The organism is Pseudomonas sp. B6001, assembly GCF_013386015.1.
In the GTDB taxonomy this organism is placed as follows: Bacteria; Pseudomonadota; Gammaproteobacteria; order Pseudomonadales; family Pseudomonadaceae; genus Aquipseudomonas.
Genome location: NZ_JACAOX010000004.1, coordinates 43,549 through 63,579 on the forward strand (window position 1 = coordinate 43,549; position 20,031 = coordinate 63,579).

General features: G+C 61.3%; 19 protein-coding genes. 11 read left to right on the forward strand and 8 right to left on the reverse strand.

Features of this window, described 5'->3' with window-relative positions; genetic code table 11:
* Window positions 1-101: 101 nt before the first annotated feature.
* Entirely contained in the window at window positions 102-1,346 is a 1,245-nt protein-coding gene (locus HX821_RS06260; protein WP_003211412.1) for a saccharopine dehydrogenase family protein, read from the reverse strand.
* Between the two features lie 29 nt (window positions 1,347-1,375).
* Complete coding sequence (locus tag HX821_RS06265; RefSeq protein ID WP_003211413.1) at window positions 1,376-2,473, reverse strand: carboxynorspermidine decarboxylase; 1,098 nt, start codon at window positions 2,471-2,473, stop codon at window positions 1,376-1,378.
* A gap of 184 nt (window positions 2,474-2,657) precedes the next feature.
* On the opposite strand from HX821_RS06265, the gene HX821_RS06270 reads away from it, so the two are divergent.
* The gene (locus HX821_RS06270; RefSeq protein WP_177035430.1) at window positions 2,658-3,320 is read left to right on the forward strand and encodes a DUF2268 domain-containing putative Zn-dependent protease; all 663 of its coding nucleotides are present in this window, start codon (window positions 2,658-2,660) and stop codon (window positions 3,318-3,320) included.
* Window positions 3,321-3,539: 219 nt separating this feature from the next.
* Here HX821_RS06270 and HX821_RS06275 read toward each other — a convergent pair whose 3' ends face one another.
* Window positions 3,540-4,013, reverse strand: a complete 474-nt coding sequence (locus HX821_RS06275) for a GNAT family N-acetyltransferase (RefSeq protein ID WP_008435409.1) — start codon at window positions 4,011-4,013, stop codon at window positions 3,540-3,542.
* 207 nt (window positions 4,014-4,220) lie between these two features.
* Between HX821_RS06275 and HX821_RS06280 the strand changes: the two genes are divergently transcribed.
* The 5 genes from HX821_RS06280 (at window position 4,221) to HX821_RS06300 (ending at window position 11,963) form a co-directional block, all read left to right on the forward strand.
* On the forward strand, window positions 4,221-5,066 hold the full coding sequence (locus tag HX821_RS06280) for a LysR family transcriptional regulator (protein WP_256344163.1): 846 nt from the start codon (window positions 4,221-4,223) through the stop codon (window positions 5,064-5,066).
* A gap of 388 nt (window positions 5,067-5,454) precedes the next feature.
* The gene (metE, locus tag HX821_RS06285) at window positions 5,455-7,743 is read left to right on the forward strand and encodes a 5-methyltetrahydropteroyltriglutamate--homocysteine S-methyltransferase (RefSeq protein ID WP_177035431.1); all 2,289 of its coding nucleotides are present in this window, start codon (window positions 5,455-5,457) and stop codon (window positions 7,741-7,743) included.
* 248 nt (window positions 7,744-7,991) lie between these two features.
* Complete coding sequence (locus HX821_RS06290; RefSeq protein ID WP_102606001.1) at window positions 7,992-8,489, forward strand: sigma-70 family RNA polymerase sigma factor; 498 nt, start codon at window positions 7,992-7,994, stop codon at window positions 8,487-8,489.
* The gene (locus tag HX821_RS06295; protein ID WP_177035432.1) at window positions 8,486-9,433 is read left to right on the forward strand and encodes a FecR domain-containing protein; all 948 of its coding nucleotides are present in this window, start codon (window positions 8,486-8,488) and stop codon (window positions 9,431-9,433) included. Before HX821_RS06290 ends, HX821_RS06295 begins: the two co-directional genes overlap by 4 nt.
* Window positions 9,434-9,521: 88 nt before the next feature.
* Entirely contained in the window at window positions 9,522-11,963 is a 2,442-nt protein-coding gene (locus tag HX821_RS06300) for a TonB-dependent receptor (RefSeq protein WP_177035433.1), read from the forward strand.
* Window positions 11,964-12,161: 198 nt separating this feature from the next.
* Here HX821_RS06300 and HX821_RS06305 read toward each other — a convergent pair whose 3' ends face one another.
* A complete protein-coding gene (locus HX821_RS06305) occupies window positions 12,162-13,220 on the reverse strand; it encodes a HoxN/HupN/NixA family nickel/cobalt transporter (protein WP_087692446.1) in 1,059 nt (352 codons plus the stop codon).
* 112 nt (window positions 13,221-13,332) lie between these two features.
* On the opposite strand from HX821_RS06305, the gene HX821_RS06310 reads away from it, so the two are divergent.
* Entirely contained in the window at window positions 13,333-13,872 is a 540-nt protein-coding gene (locus HX821_RS06310) for a DUF924 family protein (protein ID WP_177035559.1), read from the forward strand.
* On the opposite strand, the gene HX821_RS06315 is transcribed toward HX821_RS06310, so the two are convergent.
* Window positions 13,869-15,299, reverse strand: a complete 1,431-nt coding sequence (locus HX821_RS06315) for a hypothetical protein (protein WP_177035434.1) — start codon at window positions 15,297-15,299, stop codon at window positions 13,869-13,871. The two genes, HX821_RS06310 and HX821_RS06315, sit on opposite strands and share 4 nt — an antisense overlap.
* Window positions 15,300-15,470: 171 nt before the next feature.
* On the opposite strand from HX821_RS06315, the gene yfcF reads away from it, so the two are divergent.
* Together yfcF and HX821_RS06325 are read left to right on the forward strand one after the other, a co-directional pair.
* Complete coding sequence (gene yfcF / locus HX821_RS06320; RefSeq protein ID WP_177035435.1) at window positions 15,471-16,103, forward strand: glutathione transferase; 633 nt, start codon at window positions 15,471-15,473, stop codon at window positions 16,101-16,103.
* Between the two features lie 33 nt (window positions 16,104-16,136).
* Window positions 16,137-16,868 (forward strand): GntR family transcriptional regulator, encoded by a 732-nt coding sequence (locus HX821_RS06325; RefSeq protein ID WP_003210205.1) that lies wholly within the window; start codon window positions 16,137-16,139, stop codon window positions 16,866-16,868.
* 15 nt (window positions 16,869-16,883) lie between these two features.
* On the opposite strand, the gene HX821_RS06330 is transcribed toward HX821_RS06325, so the two are convergent.
* Window positions 16,884-17,147 carry a hypothetical protein gene (locus HX821_RS06330; RefSeq protein WP_008435390.1) on the reverse strand — a complete coding sequence of 88 codons (264 nt, stop codon included), beginning with the start codon at window positions 17,145-17,147 and terminating at the stop codon, window positions 16,884-16,886.
* A 143-nt stretch (window positions 17,148-17,290) separates the two neighbouring features.
* Here HX821_RS06330 and HX821_RS06335 point away from each other — a divergent pair, with 143 nt between their 5' ends.
* Both HX821_RS06335 and HX821_RS06340 read left to right on the forward strand, forming a co-directional pair.
* Window positions 17,291-17,929, forward strand: a complete 639-nt coding sequence (locus tag HX821_RS06335) for an ATPase (RefSeq protein WP_177022007.1) — start codon at window positions 17,291-17,293, stop codon at window positions 17,927-17,929.
* Between the two features lie 29 nt (window positions 17,930-17,958).
* Window positions 17,959-18,300, forward strand: a complete 342-nt coding sequence (locus HX821_RS06340; RefSeq protein WP_003210199.1) for a hypothetical protein — start codon at window positions 17,959-17,961, stop codon at window positions 18,298-18,300.
* Window positions 18,301-18,455: 155 nt separating this feature from the next.
* Here the strand turns inward: HX821_RS06340 and HX821_RS06345 are convergent, their stop codons facing one another.
* Window positions 18,456-19,205 (reverse strand): creatininase family protein, encoded by a 750-nt coding sequence (locus HX821_RS06345; protein ID WP_008435386.1) that lies wholly within the window; start codon window positions 19,203-19,205, stop codon window positions 18,456-18,458.
* Between the two features lie 86 nt (window positions 19,206-19,291).
* Entirely contained in the window at window positions 19,292-20,005 is a 714-nt protein-coding gene (locus HX821_RS06350) for a murein L,D-transpeptidase catalytic domain family protein (RefSeq protein ID WP_023658766.1), read from the reverse strand.
* Between the last annotated feature and the right edge of the window lie 26 nt (window positions 20,006-20,031).

Consider the following 20,031-nt stretch of genomic DNA (forward strand, 5'->3'; position numbering starts at 1 on the left):
CTCCCACATTTTGATCTTCATTGTTCTTTGATATTTATGTGAGCCCCAACAAAAAATGCGCCCCTGAGGGCGCATTTTTTTGTTCGGTCAACTATCGCCTGTCAGGCAATCGCATCCCAGGCACGGTCACCGTTCTCGTCTTTGATCCGAGTCGGCAAGCCCATCACGTCCAGCGCCTTCAGGAACGGCTCAGCCGGCAGTTCCTCGACGTTGGCCATGTGCTTCACGTCCCACTCGCCACGGGCAACCAGCAGCGCTGCGGCTACCGGCGGTACGCCGGCGGTGTAGGAGATGCCCTGGCTGTCGGTCTCGGCGAAGGCTTCTTCGTGGCAGGCCACGTTGTAGATGAACAGCTCGCGTGGCTGGCCATCCTTGGTGCCCTTGACCAGGTCGCCGATGCAGGTCTTGCCGGTGTAGCCAGGCGCCAGCGACGACGGGTCGGGCAGCACGGCCTTGACCAGTTTCAGCGGCACGACTTCCAGGCCTTCGGCGGTGGTGACCGGTTTTTCGGAGAGCAGGCCGAGGTTTTTCAGCACGGTGAACACGTTGATGTAGTGTTCGCCGAAGCTCATCCAGAAACGCACATTGGGCACGTCGAGGTTTTTCGACAGCGAGTGCACTTCATCGTGGCCGGTCAGGTACAGATTCTGCGAACCGACCACAGGCAGGTCGTCGGTGCGTTTGACTTCGAACATGGTGTTGCTGGTCCACTGGCTGTTCTGCCAGCTCCACACCTGTCCGGTGAATTCGCGGAAGTTGATTTCCGGGTCGAAATTGGTGGCGAAATATTTGCCATGGGAGCCGGCATTGACGTCGAGAATGTCGATCGAATCAATGCGGTCGAAATGCTTTTGTTGCGCCAGCGCTGCATAAGCGTTGACCACACCCGGGTCGAAGCCCACGCCAAGGATGGCCGTGATGTTCTTCTGTTTGCACTCTTCCAGGTGGTTCCATTCGTAGTTGCCGTACCACGGCGGGGTCTCGCAGACCTTGCCCGGCTCTTCGTGGATGGCGGTGTCGAGGTACGCCACGCCGGTGTCGATGCAGGCACGCAATACTGACATGTTGAGGAACGCGGAACCGACGTTGATGACGATCTGCGATTCAGTCTCGCGGATCAGTGCCTTGGTCGCTTCCACGTCCAAAGCGTTCAGCGCGAAGGCCTGGATGTCGGCGGGTACCTTGAGGCTACCCTTGGCCTTGACGCTGTCGATGATGGCCTGGCATTTGGAGATGTTGCGCGACGCGATAGCAATACGACCGAGTTCGTCGTTGTGCTGCGCGCACTTGTGGGCCACCACCTTGGCGACACCTCCTGCACCAATGATAAGAACGTTCTTTTTCAATTGCTTTATCTCTCCTTTATCTGTCCGCTTTACGAAAGGCTGGACAGGTAGTCGTCGTAACCAAATTCACGAACCACTTCGACTGTACCGTCGAGTTGTTTCACTACGATGGACGGCATTTTCAGGCCGTTGAACCAGTTTTTCTTGACCATGGTGTAGCCTGCCGTGTCGATGAACGACAGTCGATCGCCGATGGCCAGCGGCTGATCAAATTGGTACTCACCGAAGATGTCCCCGGCCAGGCACGACTTGCCGCACACCATGTACGTGTGTTCGCCATTGCTCGGCGCCAGCTTGGCGTTGAGGCGATAGATCAGCAGGTCCAGCAGGTGGGCTTCGATGGAGCTGTCTACCACGGCGAGGTTCTTGCCGTTGTAGAGGGTGTCGAGCACGGTCACTTCCAGGGAGGCGCTGTTGGTGATCGCCGCTTCGCCGGGTTCCAGGTACACCTGCACGTCGTACTTCTGCGAGAACGCCTTGAGGCGCTGGCAGAAGGCGTCGATGGCATAGCCTTCACCGGTGAAGTGGATGCCGCCGCCGAGGCTGACCCAGTTGACCTTGTGCAGCAGCGCGCCGAAGCGTTCTTCGATGGTGTTGAGCATCTGGTCGAACAGGTTGAAATCACCGTTCTCGCAGTTGTTGTGGAACATGAAGCCGGAGATTTGCTCGATCACACCTTCGATCTTCACCGGGTCCCACTCGCCCAGACGGCTGAACGGGCGCGCCGGGTCGGCCAGCAGGTAGTCGGAGCTGCTCACTTGCGGGTTGACGCGCAGGCCGCGGGTCTTGCCTTCGCTGCGCTCGGCAAAGCGCTGCAGCTGGCTGATGGAGTTAAAGATGATCTTGTCGCAGTTGTCGAGCATCTCCTCGATTTCATCGTCGGCCCAGGCCACGCTGTAGGCGTGGGCTTCACCTTCGAACTTCTGGCGACCCAGCTTGAGCTCGTACAGCGACGACGAGGTGGTGCCGTCCATGTATTCCTGCATCAGGTCGAACACCGACCAGGTGGCGAAGCATTTGAGGGCCAGCAGAGCCTTGGCGCCGGACTGTTCGCGCACGTAGGCGATCTTCTGCATGTTGACCAGAAGCTTCTGTTTGTCGATGAGGTAGTACGGCGTTTTGATCATTTTCAGAGCCTGCGGCGGTGCCTGCCAAAAAAGGACACGCATTGTGCCCGCACTTGGGACAGATCGAAAGGTTAGTCAGCGGAATTTGCTGGCCCGGTTATAAGCTGGCCTGTGAATATGACAGCCCGTAGGTATGATGAGCCGCTTTGATAACGGACCACGGCTTGGGCGACGAGAGGTGAGAATGGACGCATGGACGCAGCATTGGCTGGAAGCTTCGGGGAGCCTGGCGCAGTTTCGCCCGGAGTTGATCCGAGAGTTTGAGGTTGCCTACGAGGCAATCGCGCAACTGCTGCCGCCGCCGCGGCTGGACATCCTGATCCAGCGGTTGCCGGGGGAGACTCTTCCGGAACTCGGCCTGGTGGGCCGTGCTTATCGCAGCACGATGTTCAGCATGACCCTTGATCCCGATAACCCGAATTTCCTCACCAGCCTGCGAAGCGGTGCATTGCGTCGACACGTGGTGCATGAGGTGCACCATTGCCTGCGCATGGCGGGCCCCGGTTATGGCTGGACGCTGGGGGAGGCGATGGTCAGTGAGGGCCTGGCCGGGCAGTTTGTGCGGCAGGTGCTGGGCAGTGAGCCGGAGTTGTGGGAGCGGGCGCTTGCCCTCCAGGAACTGCTGAGTGCCCCGGTAGACCGCCAGCTTCTCGAGGCCACGTATTACGACCACAGTGAATGGTTCTTTGGTACCGGCGCGCGGCCAAGATGGCTGGGATACACGCTGGGCTACCAGATGGTGGAGGCCTGGCTGGCAAAACAGGGCGAGGTGGACGCCGCCACATGGGTCAATGTACCCGCCCAAGACATACTCGCCAACGCCGCCAAAGCGGGGTTGGTGGCCTGACTTTGAAACACAAGCCCACCAAACAACCCCTATCCCCTGTGGGAGCTGTCGAGCCTCAGCGAGGCTGCGAAGGCGGCGGCACAGCCGATAAATAAGCTGCCTGACACACCGCTATCGCAGCCTCGCTGAGGCTCGACAGCTCCCACATGACAAAAACGCACCCACACTGACATCAAACCGTCATCTCCCCCCGAACGTATTCAGGCCGGTTGTCGTTGATCACCTGCATGAAGCCTCCTGATCAATTAATGATTTAGCGTGAGTTGCATGTTCGTCCTGTACCGGCTCAAACCCGCAGCGCAGATAAAAGCTTGCGCCCTCGTGGGTGTCGGTAGACAGGCGCACGACATGGAAGGATTGCGCAGCGCGTGCCAAAAGCTGGCCTACCAACGCTTTACCCACCTGGCGTCCCCTTGATGCCTGTGCGACGTACACCCGGCGCAGCCTGCCAACCTCCGGACCGGCGTAAGGGTCATGGGACAAACCGCCAACGGCGATCAACTGCCCGTTGCTGAATACACCCAAAAGACATTCGCCTGGCTGGTCAAAACGGTTGGCGCCGCTGGACCACTCTGCAACGAGTCGCGTGAGAAACCTGAACCCTTCGGCGACGGCTTCTGCTTCCAATACCAGGATCTCTTCGGGCAACGCCGAGAGGGTGCGTATCGACAAACCGTCCGTTGACCTATCCACTGTATTGACTCAATTCCCTATTCGATGCAGCGACTATAACGCTCTCCTGGTATCACGTATTGGTCTTCAACTTGGTCCACCACCGAGTGGCCAACCGTGCAATCGCCGGCGGCGTCACACCCAGGCTGCGTGCTGATCATGCAGTGGTTTGGTCAGCAGGCGCGGCATGCTAACGTCACGTCTTGACTCTCTATCGCCAGCCCATCCATGAAAATGCCCGATATCGACGCCATCCAGGCGTTCGTCCTGGTCGCCGAACTCAAGAGCTTTACCCGCGCTGCCGATGCCATCGGCGGCACCCAGGCGGCTATCAGCCTGAAGATAAAACGCCTCGAAGAAAGCCTTGGCCGCAAGCTGCTGGAACGCACGCCGCGACGAGTCACGCTGTCGGCCCATGGCCAGATGTTTTTGGCCAGCGCCCGCCGCTTGCTGGACAACTACCAGGATGCGATGAATTGTTTTGGCCCGCAGAAACGCACCTTGCGCGTGGGCGTCAGCCACCACATTGTCGGCGCCGATCTCAGCCTGTGGCTGCGACGTTTGGCGACCACCGACCCGGACGTGATCGTGGCGTTCAGCCTCGGCACCTCGCGGGATATGTTGATGAACTACGAGCAGGGCAAGCTGGATGTGGCGATGATCCTGCGGCACGACAACCGTCGCCAGGACGGCGAAGTGGTGGGCATCGAACGCTTTGGCTGGATGGCTTCCCACGACTTCGAATTGCGCCAGGGCGGGGCGTTGCCCCTGGCGATCCAGCCGGAACCCTGCGGCATGCGCAGCATGGTGATGGCGGCGCTGGCCGAGCAGAACCGTGCCTGGGAAGAGGCGTTCGTGGGCAGCGGGATCCTGGCGATCGGCGCTGCTGTGGTGGCGGGGATTGGCATCGGTGCGATGGTTGGGCGGATGGCGCCCGGTGGCTGCGTCGACGTGGAGCAGCGTTTCGACCTGCCGCCGCTGCCCAGTCGTGAAGTGGTGCTGTATACCGCGCAGCGGGACTCTCAGGCGCAAGCGTTGATCCGCACGTTGAGCGCCGATATTCCCGCCGATTGAACTAGAAAATCAGACGCCCGGCCCAGGCCATCAGCAGCGCCAGGCTGCCGATGCCGAGGAGTGTGAGCCCAAGGGCTACGAAGTGAACGAGGAGGGTGGTCAGTGGCGGCTGCTGTTCCATGTGGGGGCTTCCTTGGGGCTTGGGAAGCAAAAGTATGCTGAGCGGCCGGGCACCGAAACAGACGCCGCCAGCTATTTCAGTGATAAGCAAAACCAAGGCCCACCCACTCCCGTGCGCATGGAGCGTGAGCGCCGCGCAATCACTCAAGCCTGGGCGGTGCATTTCATCATGAGTGGAACTTGTGATCATCTCAAATAAAATGAGTTTGTCTCACTATCACTCGATCCCGACAATGGCTCCCATACAAACACATTGGAGCTTTACGTCATGGCTGTTGCCCATTCCCTTGGATTCCCGCGCATTGGTCGCGATCGTGAACTGAAAAAAGCGCAGGAAGCGTTTTGGAAGGGCGAGCTCGACGAAGCCGGCCTGCACGCCGTAGGTCGTGAACTGCGCAAGACGCACTGGGACCTGCAAAAGAAAGCCGGCATCGAACTGTTGCCCGCCGGTGACTTCGCCTGGTACGACCAGGTACTGACTCACTCGCTGATGTTCGGTGTGATCCCCGAGCGTTTCCGCCCGGCCGACGGCAAAGCCACCCTGCACACCCTGTTCGGCATGGCCCGTGGCGTCAGTGACAACTGCTGCGGCGGTGCCCACGCCCAGGAAATGACCAAGTGGTTCGACACCAACTATCACTACCTGGTCCCTGAATTCAGCGCCGACCAGCAATTCCAGCTGGGTTGGGAGCAACTGTTCGAAGAGGTCAAGGAAGCCCGCGACCTCGGCCACACCGTCAAGCCGGTGGTCATCGGCCCGCTGACCTACCTGTGGCTGGGCAAGGCCAAGGGTGGTGATTTCGACAAACTCGACCTGCTGGACCGCCTTCTGCCGCTGTACGGTCAGATCTTCCAGCGCCTGGCGGACCTGGGCGTGGAGTGGGTGCAGATCGACGAGCCGATCCTGGTGCTGGACCTGCCGCAGGATTGGAAAAACGCCTTCGAGCGTGCCTACAACCTGATCCAGCGCGACCCGCTGAAGAAGCTGGTGGCCACCTATTTTGGCGGCCTGGAAGAGAACCTCGGCCTGGCAGCCAACCTGCCGGTGGACGGCCTGCACATCGACCTGGTGCGTGCACCGGATCAGTACCCGACCATCCTCGATCGCCTGCCGGCTTATAAGGTGCTGTCCCTGGGCGTGGTCAACGGCCGTAACGTTTGGCGCTGCGACCTGGAAAAAGCCCTGGCCACCTTGCAGCATGCTCATGAGCGCCTGGGGGATCGCCTGTGGGTGGCGCCATCCTGCTCGTTGCTGCACAGCCCGGTGGACCTGGACCGGGAAGACAAACTGGATGCCGAGCTGAAAAGCTGGCTGGCGTTTGCCGTGCAGAAGTGCGAAGAAGTGGCGGTGCTGGCCCAGGCCGTGAACCAGCCTGAAGCGCCGAACGTGATCGCCGCCCTGGCCGAAAGCCGTGCCGTGCAGGCGGCCCGTGCCGCTTCGCCGCGTATCCACAAGCCGGCGGTGCAAGCCCGTGTGGCGGCGATCACCGCCAAGGACAGCCAGCGTGACTCGCTGTTTGCCCAACGTATCGAGAAACAGCGTGCCGGCCTGAACCTGCCGCTGTTCCCGACCACCACCATCGGTTCGTTCCCGCAAACCGCCTCGATCCGCCTGGCTCGCCAGTCCTACAAGGCCGGCAAGTTGAGCGAAGCCGAATACGTCGAAGCCATGCACAGCGAGATCCGCCACGCTGTCGAAGTGCAGGAAAACCTTGGCCTGGACGTGCTGGTGCATGGTGAAGCCGAGCGTAACGACATGGTCGAATACTTCGCCGAACAGTTGGACGGTTATGTATTTACCCGCTTCGGCTGGGTGCAGAGCTACGGTTCCCGTTGTGTGAAACCGGCGGTGATTTTCGGTGACCTGAGTCGTCCGAAAGCCATGACCGTGGAGTGGATTCGCTACGCCCAGGGCCTTACCAACAAGGTGATGAAGGGCATGCTGACCGGCCCGGTGACCATGCTGATGTGGTCGTTCCCCCGTGAAGACGTGAGCCGCGAAGAACAGGCGCGGCAACTCGCCCTGGCGATTCGTGACGAAGTGGTGGACCTGGAAGCCGCCGGGATCAAGATCGTGCAGATCGACGAAGCCGCGTTCCGCGAAGGCTTGCCGTTGCGCCAGGCGCAGTGGAGGGAATACCTGGATTGGGCCACTGAAGTGTTCCGCCTGTGCGCCTCCGGCGTGCGTGACGAAACCCAGATTCACACCCACATGTGCTACAGCGAGTTCAACGATGTGATCGAGTCCATCGCGGCGATGGATGCCGACGTGATCACCATCGAAACCTCGCGCTCGGACATGGAACTGCTGGAGGCATTCGAAGCCTTCGCTTACCCGAACGACATTGGCCCAGGTGTGTATGACATCCACTCGCCACGGGTGCCGGATGCCTCGGAAATGGCCAACCTGCTGCGCAAGGCGGCCAAACGCATCCCGGCCGAACGCCTGTGGGTCAACCCGGATTGCGGCCTGAAAACCCGTGGCTGGCCGGAGACTGAAGCGGCGCTGATTCACATGGTGACAGCGGCGCGTCAACTGCGGGCCGAACTGGCCTGATCCAGACACCCGGAATCAAACGCCGGGTGAAGATCAAAAATGTGGGAGCGGGCTTGCTCGCGAATACGGAGTATCAGCCGCGGGAGATGTCGACTGACCCACCGCATTCGCGAGCAAGCCCGCTCCCACATTGGGTCACCGGCGTTATCAAAATCATGAAATTGCCAGCATTACCCCGCGCAGACTAGAATGCGATCAATTCTTAATTACGCTTGGGTCTCACCGCCCGGCGCGCCCCGGTGATCGGCATGTCGTCTCCCCTCAATCTGCATATCCAGGACCTGTACTGCGAACACCATGGATGGTTGCACCGTTGGCTGGACCGCAAGCTGGGCAACGCCAGCGATGCCGCCGACCTGGCCCATGACACGTTCATGCGCCTGCTCACCCGGCAAACCACCGGCAACCTGGGCGCCGAGCCACGGGCATTGCTGACCCATATCGCCAAGGGCCTGATGATCGACAGCTGGCGCCGCCAGGAAGTGGAACGCGCCTACCTGGAAACCATCGCCCACCTGCCCGAACAGCATGTACCTTCGCCGGAAACCCGCTGGCTGATCCTCGAAGCGCTGTACCGCATTGAGGCGATGCTGCGGGATCTTCCGGAAAAAACCCGCCAGGCCTTCCTGATGTCGCAGATCGACGGCCTGACCTATCAGCAGATCGCCGATGCCCTGGGTGTGTCGCTGATTTCGGTCAAACGCTACATGCGCGATGCCTTCCTGGCCTGCCTGAGCGTGGCATGAGCCAGTCGATTGATCCGCTGATCCTCGGTGAAGCCGCCGACTGGATGGTGCAGCTGCAATCCGGCAGCGCCACCGATGAGGACCGCCGCGCCATCGCCCAGTGGCAGGGCCGCAGCGCCCAGCATGCCCAGGCCTGGCAACGGGCGCAGGCGATTCTGGGGGACTTCAACAGCGTGCCGGCGGCGATTGCCGGCGATACCTTGAAGCGCATCGGGCGCAAAAAATCCCTCGGCCGACGCCAGGCGCTCGGGTTGTTGCTGGCGGCCGGCCCGGCGGCCTGGCTGGCGTATCGGCAGGTGCCGTGGCAGCAGTGGACCGCCGACCAGCACACGGCCATCGGCGAACAAAGGAACCTCACCTTGCCCGACGGCACTCGCTTGCTGATCAACACCGGCAGCTCGCTGAATATCGCGCTCTCCGAGCAGGTGCGGCGTATCGAGCTGCTCAAGGGCGAAGTGCTGATCACCACCGCCAAGGATTCGGCCCATCGCCCGTTCATCGTCCAGACCCGCCACGGTACCGCCAGGGCCTTGGGCACCCGATTCAGCGTGCGGGTGGGTGAGCAGGCAAGCCGAGTGGCCGTGACCGAAGGCGCGGTGGAGTTGCTGGCGGCGCATGCCGGCCAGGGGGTGATCGTCAAGGCGGGCGAGCAGGGCGCCTTCAGTGTTGACCGGGTAGCCGCCGTCGAGCCGCTGGACGTCAGCACCCTGACCTGGGAGAACGGCATGCTGCTGGCCCAGCATATGCGCCTGGCGGACCTGCTGGATGAGCTGGGGCGTTATCGCGCCGGCGTATTGCGTTGCCATGCCTCGGTTGCCGACCTCACGGTGTCGGGTGCGTTTCCCCTGCGCGATACCGATGCCAGCCTGCACCTCTTGCAGGAAACCTTGCCGGTCAAGGTCAGCAGCCTGACGGGGTATTGGGTGACGGTCGAGCCGCGCTGATCTTTTTCAACTTTCGCTGATACCTTTTTCGTTGTCGCCCGGTGTAGGGGAGAACCCTCAACATTGCTCCGCGCCGACAGGAATGCCCATGACCGCCAGACCGCTCCCGTACTGCCCCCGTCCGTTGAAGGCACTGAGCCTGGCGGTCGCCCTTGCCGCCGTCGCACCGCTGCAGAACGCCCAGGCAGAAGATGCTGCGCCAAGCAGTGCGGCGCGCAGCTATAACATCGCGGCGGGGCCGCTGGGGAATGTGCTGGCGCAGTTTGCGGCGTTGTCCGGGGTGCCGTTGTCGTTCGATTCCACGTTGCTCAACAATCAACAAAGCCCGGGGCTGCAAGGCAGCTACAGCGCACAATCGGGTTTTGCCCAGTTGCTGCAAGGCAGCGGCTACACCCTGCAAGGCACCGGCACCAACGGTTATACCGTGGTGCCCCAGGCCAGCGGCGGTGCGTTGGAGTTGGGCGCCACCACCATCAGCGGTGAAGCGAGCGGGGCGCAGGCAGACACGTATGCCGGTGGCCAGGTGGCACGTTCTGCACGCCTGGGCGTGTTGGGCAATCGGTCCATCAACGACGTGCCATTCAGCGTGGTCAGCTACACCTCGAAAACCATCGCCGACCAACAAGCGCGAACCGTCGGCGACGTATTGCTCAACGACGCGTCGGTGCGCCAGTCGTCCGGGTTTGGCAACTTCTCCCAGGTGTTCACCATTCGCGGGCTGCCGCTGAGCACCGATGACATCGCATTCAACGGCCTGTACGGCGTGCTGCCCCGGCAGATCATCACTACCGAAGCCCTGGAACGGGTGGAGTTGTTCAAGGGCCCGAATGCCTTCGTCAACGGCGTGTCGCCCTCGGGCAGCGGGATCGGCGGCAGCGTCAACCTGGTGCCCAAGCGCGCTGAAGACACGCCCACCCGCAGCGTCACCCTCGATTACGCCAGCGACAGCCAGGCCGGCGGCCACATCGACCTCGGCCAACGCTTTGGCGAAGACAACCGCTTTGGCGCCCGGGTCAACCTGGCGCGGCACGGCGGCGAAACCGCTGTGGATGACGAAAACAAAAGCTCGCAGTTGATCGCCGTTGCCCTGGATTATCGCGGCGAGCGCTTGCGGGTCTCCACCGACTTTGGCTACCAGAAAGAACGCATCAATAACGGCCGCTCGGTGGTCTACCTGACCGGCACCAAAGTCCCCAGCCCGCCGTCGGCCAAGGACAACTACGCCCAGGACTGGAGCTGGTCGCAGCTGGAAGACACCTACGGCATGGTCAACACCGAATATGACTTGAACGATAACTGGACGGCCTACGCGGCAGGTGGCGCCAAGCACACTCGGGAGAACGGCCAGTATTCGTCGCTGTATGTCGCCAACGATGGCAGCGCCAAGGTGGGCTTCCTCTATTCACCCCATGACGAAGACAACAAAAGCGCCATGGCCGGCTTGAACGGGCACTTTGCGACGGGGCCGGTGACCCATCAGATGAACTTCGGGCTGTCGGGGATCTGGGGCGAGCAGCGCTCGTCCTACGAGGCGATCCTGCAAGCCAACCGCCAGCCCGGCAACCTGTACGACCCGACGCAAACGCCGCGACCTACCAACACCTATTTCGGCAGTGATATTCACGACCCGCGGGTTGTCGGCAAGAACCGCATCAAGAGTGCGGCGGTGTCCGACACCCTGGGCTTTTTGGATGATCGGGTGCTGTTGACCCTGGGCGTGCGGCGCCAGACCATCGAGGTGGACAGTTGGAACACGGCCACGGGGGCACGGGGTACACCGTACTCCGAGTCCATCACCACACCGGTCTATGGGCTGGTAATCAAGCCATGGGAGCACGTGTCGTTCTACGCCAACCGTATCGAAGGCCTGGCCCAGGGCCCGACGGCGCCACTCACGAACGTGACCAACCCCGGCGAAGTCTTCCCGCCCAAGCGCAGCAAGCAGACGGAAGCCGGGGTGAAGCTGGACTGGGAAAACTATGGCGCCACGCTGGGTGTGTACCGCATCGAACAGCCGAACAACGCGACCACCCGGTTCCCGGGCCAGAAGTTCGATACCTTCACTGTCGACGGTGAACAGATCAACAAAGGCGTGGAACTCAACGTGTTCGGCGAGCCCATCGACGGCCTGCGCCTGCTGGCCGGTGCCACCTGGATGGACACCGAACAGAAGAGCACTTCCAACGGCGCCACCGACGGCAACCGCGCCGCGGGTGTGCCGCGCTTCCAGTACAACATCGGTGCGGATTGGGATGTGCCGGGCATCCAGGGTGCGGCGGTCAGCGCACGGATGCTGCGCACCGGTGGCGAATACGTCAACGCCGCCAACAGCCTGAGCATCCCGGCCTGGACCCGCGTCGACCTGGGGGCGCGTTATGGCTTCAAGGCGGATGACAAATACATCACCCTGCGCGCCAACGTCGAAAACGTAGCGAACAAGGCGTACTGGTCGTCGGCGTCGACGGCCAATAACTACCTGACCCAGGGTGAGCCGCGGACAGTGAAATTGTCGGCGACGGTGGATTTCTGAACCTGCGAAAACCTATCAGGTGATGAACAACCCGTGGCGAGGGAGCCTTTGTGGCGAGGGGGCTTGTCCCCCGTTGGGCTGCGCAGCAGCCCCAAAAAAGCCGGGAGCGCTTCGCACTCCAACGGGGGACAAGCCCCCTCGCCACAAAAAAATCCCTTCACCACACCTCCAGCTACAACAGGCGGCACAGCCAAAAGGTCAACCCGCATTCACTTCAATCCGGTCAAAGCCCTTGAGGCGATACAGCATCACCGAGATCGCCCAACTGGCCACGAAGATCCCGATGATCATGTAGCCCAGCATCCCGAAACTGTCGTTCAGCGAGCCGATAAAACTCCAGAACGATCCCTTCAGGTCCAACTGGTCACCCATCAACCCCAACGCCTCGATACTGCCGATCACCACCGCAACCACCACCGATACCAGGGTGATGGTCATGTTGTAGTAGATCTTGCGGATCGGCTTCATGTACGCCCAGCCGTATGCCCCCAGCATCAGGTGGCCGTCCAGCGTGTCCACCAGGGACATGCCGGCGCTGAACAGCAGCGGGAACACCATGATCGCCCACGGCGACAGCCCTTGAGAGGCCTGGGTCGCAGAAATCCCCAACAGGCCGATCTCGGTGGCCGTATCAAAGCCCAGGCCGAACAGGAAACCCAACGGGTACATATGCCAGCTGCGGCTGATCAGGCGAAACACCGGGCGGAAAATCCGCGCCATGAAACCCCGGTCCGCCAGCAGCAGGTCGAAGTCGTCCTCCACATACGCACCGCCCTGGCGCACATGGCGCCAGGCCTTGTAGATCGCGTGCAGGATCACCAGGTTCATCAAGGCGATGACCAACAGAAACGAGGCCGAGACCGACGTGCCGATCACCCCGCCGATGGCCTTGAACCCTTCAAACCGCGCCTGCATCACCGAGGCCGCAAACGCGACGCCAATGGATGCCAGGACCACCACCGAAGAATGTCCCAGGGAGAAAAAGAAGCCCACCGCCACCGGACGTTTCTTTTCCTGCATCAGCTTGCGGGTCACGTTGTCGATGGCGGCGATATGGTCGGCATCCACCGCATGCCGCAGCCCGAAACCGTAGGCCAGGAGCGCGGTGCCGAGCAACACCGGGTGCTCATGGAACGCCACCAGCGCCCAGATCCAGGCGACGACGTTAATGCCGATCAACAACCCGTAGATGCCAAACAGCTTGGCGCGAACCTGGGTGCTGGAGTCACTGAAAATCTGGGCAAGGCGTAGGATCATCAACACGACCTGTGTGCGGTGGAAACATTCAGACACGTTCCGAAACTTTATAGATTTTGTTTAGAGTGATGATGAAATTTGTGGAGTGAGTGAGGAGAGGATTGTGACGACGATGGAAAATGCAGCAATGGCGGTTATTGAGTTCTGGAAACAGGCGGGGCCCAAGCTCTGGTTTGCCAAGGATGAAGGGTTTGACCAGCGTTTTCGCGAGGCTTTCTACACCACGCATTTGCAGGCGGCCCGGCGCGAACTGGAGAGCTGGATGCAAACGCCGGAAGGCGCGCTGGCGTTGCTGTTACTGCTGGACCAGTTCCCGCGCAATACCTTCCGTGGCACGGCGCATATGTTCGCCACCGACCCGCTTGCGCGTTTGTACGCGCGGCAGATGGTCGAGGCGGGGATGGACAAATCGATCGAAACCCCGTTGCGGGCGTTTTGTTATTTGCCCTTCGAGCATTCTGAAGATCCCGGGGATCAACAGCTGTCGCTGGCCCTGAACAAGGACCTTGATGCCAATACCTACCGCTGGGCCAAGGAGCACGCCCGCATCATCGAGCGGTTCGGGCGCTTTCCTCATCGTAATGAGGTGTTGGCTAGGGTCACGACAGAGGAGGAGCGGGCGTTCCTGGAGGACGGTGGCTTTTCGGGCTAGGCCTCGGGTTCAGCCACTAAGTCTCTGACGCCCGCCTGGCGAAAACGCCGCACCCCCTTGAGATCAATCGCCCAGCGCAACGCTTCAGTCGCCGACGGACGTTCGCCTAGGGTAATCGCCGCGTCATCGGTGGTCAGTTTATTCAGGTAGCCCTTGGCGCCGCCGCGTTCGCTCCAGTAATGGGTGTGGCTGAGCCAGGAGCTGGCGAGCCAGCCTTTCCATTTGCCCACGCTGACCGGCAGGTCCAGTACGCCGGGGCCCATCACCGGGCTGACCGGGCCGCCGACGATGTCGCCAAACAGGCCCAGGGGCGCGGGGAAGTAGAGGTTGGTCCAACGGGTCACGGCGAAGGCCGCGGCATGGTGCAAATACAGGGGTGAAAATGGGCGACCGCCGACGGTGACGGGCAGCCGGCCGCTGTAGCCGTAGCCCTTATCGTCGAGCGTCGGCGGGCAGGCGGGGGCTTCGCGGCGTTCGATGCGGCGCTGGAAGTCGCTCACGCTGCGGCCCAGCAACAGGCTGGCGTGGGCCATCGGGCTGCCGAGGGTGACGAGGTCGGTGATGCGCCACGGGTTGCCGAGGTTGCGTTGTTCGATAAAGGCTTCGGCTTGCTGTTCGCGGAACCTGAGGAGGCTTTGCAGGCGGCCGTCGAGGGCGTTTCCAGCCTTTGGCAGCGTGTCCTGGACCACCGGTTGCAGTCGCTCGTGGTTGGCGTAGCGGGCGGCGAGTTCCGGGCCGCGGGGGCGTAACTGATCGTGATGCTCGTGCCACAGGTAGCCGACGATGTCGTAGGCAATCACGCTGCCCAAACTGTGGCCGACGACGATGATGCGGTCGTAATCACCCTTGTCATGCAGGGCGCGCAGCAGGTCGACGCCATCGGCGCGGATCTGTTCGCGCACCACCACGTTCTGCGGGTTGGGGCTCAGGTAGCGGGCGGCATCGCCAAGGTATGACAGTGCCGAGTACTTCAGGGCCAGGCCGATCACCGCCAGCAGCACCGGGATCAGGGCGAAGGGGTTGTCGCTGTGGGGGAATCGGCCATACAGCGTCGCCAGGGTTCCGCTGACCAGCAGCACGAGCAGGGCCAGCAAGGCCCAGCGCGTGGCGCGCCAGATCGGCACGATGGCCGTCGGGATATCCCGGCGCGGACGCTTGAAAATGTCCCATAGCCAACTGAGCAGGTGCCCGACCTTGGTGCCCTGCATCTTGTGGGCCCAGTAGTACTCGTAGAAATCGGTGGTGTTGCGACCCGCCGACTTCAACACGCGCAAATCGAAGTTGCGCGAAAACCGGTCGGGTTTGCTCCAGTAGAAAGGCGTCGCCTCGGGGGTGTCCGCCGGGATCGCCGCTTCGACGAAGCCACGCAGGGTATCCATCGGGCGCTGCTCGCCGATTCCGTGGATGACGACAACCGCTTGTTTCATCTAGTGATCGTTCCTTGATCCGCTTTTCGGGGCGTTACGGGTGGGGTTCAAGGGGCCATAGTATTGCCATTATCGATGGTATTCCAGCCAGGAATGCCCCCATAAAAACCGCGCATTTCATTTGCGCGGCGCGATCTCGTAGTGTGGTGCTCCCACCAAGGAGATGTCGCCGTGAACCATCGCCCGCTGAGCCTGTACGTTGACGCCCATTTCACCAGTCCCTACGCGATGTCGGCGTTTGTGACCCTGCGGGAAAAGGCCCTTGAATTTGAACTGCTCACGTTGAACCTCGACACGGCCGAGAACCACACTGACGCGTACACGCACTTGTCGCTGACGGGGCGCGTGCCGACCCTGGTGCAGGGTGAGTTTGCGCTGTCCGAGTCATCGGCGATTACCGAGTACCTGGAGGATGTGTTCCCGCAGGTGCCGGTGTACCCGGCCGAACCCCGCCAGCGGGCGAGGGCGCGGCAGGTACAGGCGTGGTTGCGCAGTGACTTGATGCCGATTCGGCAGGAACGCTCGACCCTGGTGGTGTTTTACGGGCTCAAGGGCGAACCGCTGTCGCCGGTTGCTGAAGCAGCGGCCCACACGCTGATCAACGCGGCGCAGGCGCTGTTGGCCGACGGTCGCGACTACCTGTTCGGCGCGTGGTCGATTGCCGACGTGGACCTGGCCGTGATGCTCAACCGGCTGATCCTCAACGGTGACAGCGTGCCCGCCAACCTGGTGGCGTACGCCCAGCGCCAATGGCAACGGCCTTCGGTCCAGGAATGGGTCAAGCAGGCACGACCGTCGCTGTAGTCACCTCCTCAATTACTAAGTGAATCCTGATCCATGAATATACTGTCGAGTGACTCCCGCCTGCCGTTGTACCAGCGTTTTCGGGATCATCTGATTGAGCAGATTGCCAATAATCACTGGCGTGCCGGTGCGGCTATTCCCCCTGAAGCGGTGTTGTCCACCCAGTACCAGCTGTCTACCGGCACCGTGCGTAAAGCGATCGAGGCGTTGGTGGGCGAGGGCATTCTGGAGCGCCAGCAGGGCCGTGGTACGTTTGTGCGCCGCCCGAAGTTTCAGTCGTCGTTGTTCCGGTGTTTCCGCTTCCAGGGCCCGGGCGGTGAATGCCAGCTGCCGCAGAGCCGGATCCTGTCGGTCAAGCCGGTGAAGGCGCCGTTGTCGGTGAGCGAGGTGCTGGGGCTGGCAGCGGATGCGCCGGTAATCTGCATCGTGCGGGTACACGTGCTGGACACCGGGCCAGTGCTGGCCGAGGAAATCTGGCTGCCGCGCGAGCGGTTCCAGGCGCTGCTGGACGTGGATCTGACCCGGCAGGGATTGCTGTTGTACCCCACTTACGAAGAAGTCTGCGGGCAAGTCGTGGCATCTGCCGAGGAAGCCCTCACCGCCGAGTCCATCGATGATGTGTGGGCCCGTTGGTTGCAGGTGCCGGTGGGCAGCCCGGTGATGGTGATCGAGCGGCTGGCCCGGGATTACGCCGGCCAACCCCTGGAGTTGCGACGCGGCCGTGGCCACGCCGAACATTTCCGTTATCGCGTGGATATACGCTGAGCTTTAGGCGCGGTGCTATTCGGCTTTGAGCAGCACCAGCCAGCTTTGCACCACCCGGCGGTCAAGGTCTTCCCAGTCGGCCATGCCCAGCACCCGGGTGGTGTTCAAGCCGCGCAAGTAGCCACGCAATTGCTGGGCAATCGCGTAGACCACTTCCGGTTCGGCGGCGTTGTCCAGCAGCACTTCCTCATAGTCGACCAGGTAATCGGCAACCCGCTCGCGAAACTCCGGAAGCACAGCTTCACGGATGCGATCGAAGGTTTTCTGGTGGGGCTTCATAGGCGTTCCTTATCATTTTGTGTGAGGCGGCCTGCACGACACTATTGCTCTAGATAATAGTCACCATCAAGTATTGCGAGTTCTGTTTTTCTGAAAAAGGAGGACAATTGCCATCATTGAACATGATGTGCAAGGACCCTGCGATGAGGACTTTTACCGGTTTGGCCCTGGTGGCGCTGCTGATGAGCACAATGGTTGGCTCTGCGTCGGCCGGGGGGCTTCAAGCCAGCCACCTGGCGCCAATCGTCGCCAGCCCGGTCGGGTTGCAGCATTCGCAATCGGTCGGCGTGCTCTACAGCGACAACACCCTCGACAACCTTGAGTACCTGGCGCGCTACCACGCCATGGCGGTCAATGGTGCCAAGGGCCAGCTGGACGAGCAGATTCGCCAGGCCTTCGTCGACAGTTCCGACCCGGACCTGGCGATTGACTGGCTGATGGCTTCGTTGCGGCACACCTTTGCCTCGGTCACCCGTTACGACAACCTTGATGCGCTGTTGCAGGCGCACCCGGATGTGGTGGTGATGCTCGATACCTACAACCAATTGCTGACCCAGCGTAATGATCGGGTGGAAGCGCGGTTTGTTGCCAAGTTCTATGACCTTGACCTGCAATACATCGCCAAAGCCGAGGGTTCGATGCAAATGCACTTGCCTAATGTGTGGGTACATGACAAAACGGCGCCCCAGATCGCTGCACAGATTGGGCAGCAGCGCGACGTTCAGTTGAACGCGTTAAAGCAGTTCGATGCCTCGCTCAAGGCGTTGCTCGCTGCCGGTTAGCCCACTTCGTTTATTTTTCAGGAATTTTTATGCGCGTGTTGTTAGTGCCAGCGATGGCTTCTGCTTCTTTATTGATGACGGGCTGTGCATCCGCCCCCAATGCCCCAACCCTTACCCTGCAAACCGCCAAGGACCCTGAAGCCTACGTGCAGTGCGTGGTGCCCAAGTTCGAGAAAAACGGCATGACCTCCACGGTCACGCAGAATTCGCGGCATGCCCGGATCGTGGTGAGCAGCAAGATCGCCGCGGACAACATCCTCGAAGTCTACAAGTCCCAGGACGGCGGCAAGGTGTTCCTGTACGAGCGCAAGCCGTTGGCATCGACGTTCAAGCCGTCGCGGTTCGAGCATGCGGCGCAGGATTGCCTGTAATCGACGAGCGAGGATCTAATGTGGGAGCTGTCGAGCTTTAGCGAGGCTGCGATGGCATCGCTGCGGTATGACAGTGACACCGAGGTGATCCCATCGCAGCCTCGCTTAAGCTCGACAGCTCCCACAGTTGATCTTCATTGTCTTGAGCGAATGATTCAGCTCGGCTTTGGCTCGCTGCTGAACGTCTCGACCGCTTTCACCAACCCCTTGGCCGCCAACGCCACCAACTCACCGCCTTTTTGCGGGGTGGCCAGCGCCGGGTCTGAACCCATGCGCCCATCCGGGAATCGCGCGCGGAAGTCGCGAGCTTCGCGAATCGGGCCGGTGTTGGCGATTTGCGGCGAGTAGTCTGCCGACTTGATCGCGTCCGGGTAGGCCCATTGGGTCACGGCGATCTCCGACGGCGTGGCATGGCTGCCGTGGCCTACCGGGAACTGCTGGTGCGCCAGTTCGTTCACGCCTTCCAGGTCCCACCAGTTGCACAGTTTCAGCGCATAACCCGACGGGCGCCCGCTGAAGCTGGCTTCGGCATACAGCTCGGAGAACGCCGCTTCGATCGAGGCGATATTGCCGCCGTGGCCATTGAGAAACAGGATCTTCTCGAAACCATGGCCTGCCAACGAGCGTACCCAATCACCAATCGCCGCGATAAAGGTCGAAGGGCGCAGGGAAATGGTGCCCGGGAAGCCCAGGTGATGCTGGGCCATGCCGATGTTGAAGGTCGGGCCGATCAGGATGTCGGCGTTCTTCTGCGCTTCATGGGCAATGATTTCCGGGCACATCCAGTCGGTGCCCAACAGGCCGGTGGGGCCGTGTTGTTCGTTGGAGCCGATGGGAATCACGATGCTGCGGCTGCGTTCCAGAAACTGGCCAATCTCGATCCAGGTGGATTGATGTAAAAGCATCTCAGGTTCTCTCTCTCATCAAGCCCAGGAACACGGTGGAGTTCCTGGTGGCGTGAGCCGCATGGTGCACGGCAACAGCGAGAGCATCAACCGCCTTTGACAGTACCGGCACTCGCCATCTGGCGCGGCTTGCAGTTGAGGTAAGCCGAGGACTTCAGCCAGCGCTGGTCGGGGTACCAGGAAAACATGAACTGGCCGTCCTTGAGTTTGTCCACCACCTGGCGCGCTACCTGCGGGCGTACGGCGGGGCAACCCTGGCTGCGGCCGATACGGCCTTCGCGCTTGCTCCACAACGGGCTTACATAGTCGGCGGCATGGATCACGATGGCGCGGTCCCGCGCACGGTCATTGAAACCCGGCTCCAGGCCGTCCATGCGCAGCGAGTAGCCGTGGGCGCCTTCGTAGCTCTCCTGGGTGCGGAACAAGCCAATGCTGGACTGGTAACTGCCTTCACGGTTGGAGAACTGGGTGGCGAAGTTTTCCCCGGATTTTTGTCCGTGGGCCACCAAATCCCGCAGCACTAATGTCTTCTTGCGCAGGTCGAAGATCCATAGGCGACGAGCGGTCGAAGGTTGGGAATAGTCGATCACCGCCAGCCGGTCGGACTGTTCGATGCCATTGCCCACCGCGCATTGCATGGCGCTCAAGGCTCTTTTCAGTACATCGGGGTTGAGTTCTGGAGCGGCGTGGGCGAGGCTGCTATACAGAGTAAGAGGTTTACCCGTGTCTGCGAGCGCAACGGTGCTCAGCGAGGCAAAGGTCGAGATGATCAGGCCGAGTCGGCAGCAAAAGGTCAGCATGTATAAAGCATCTCCGCCGTGGATGG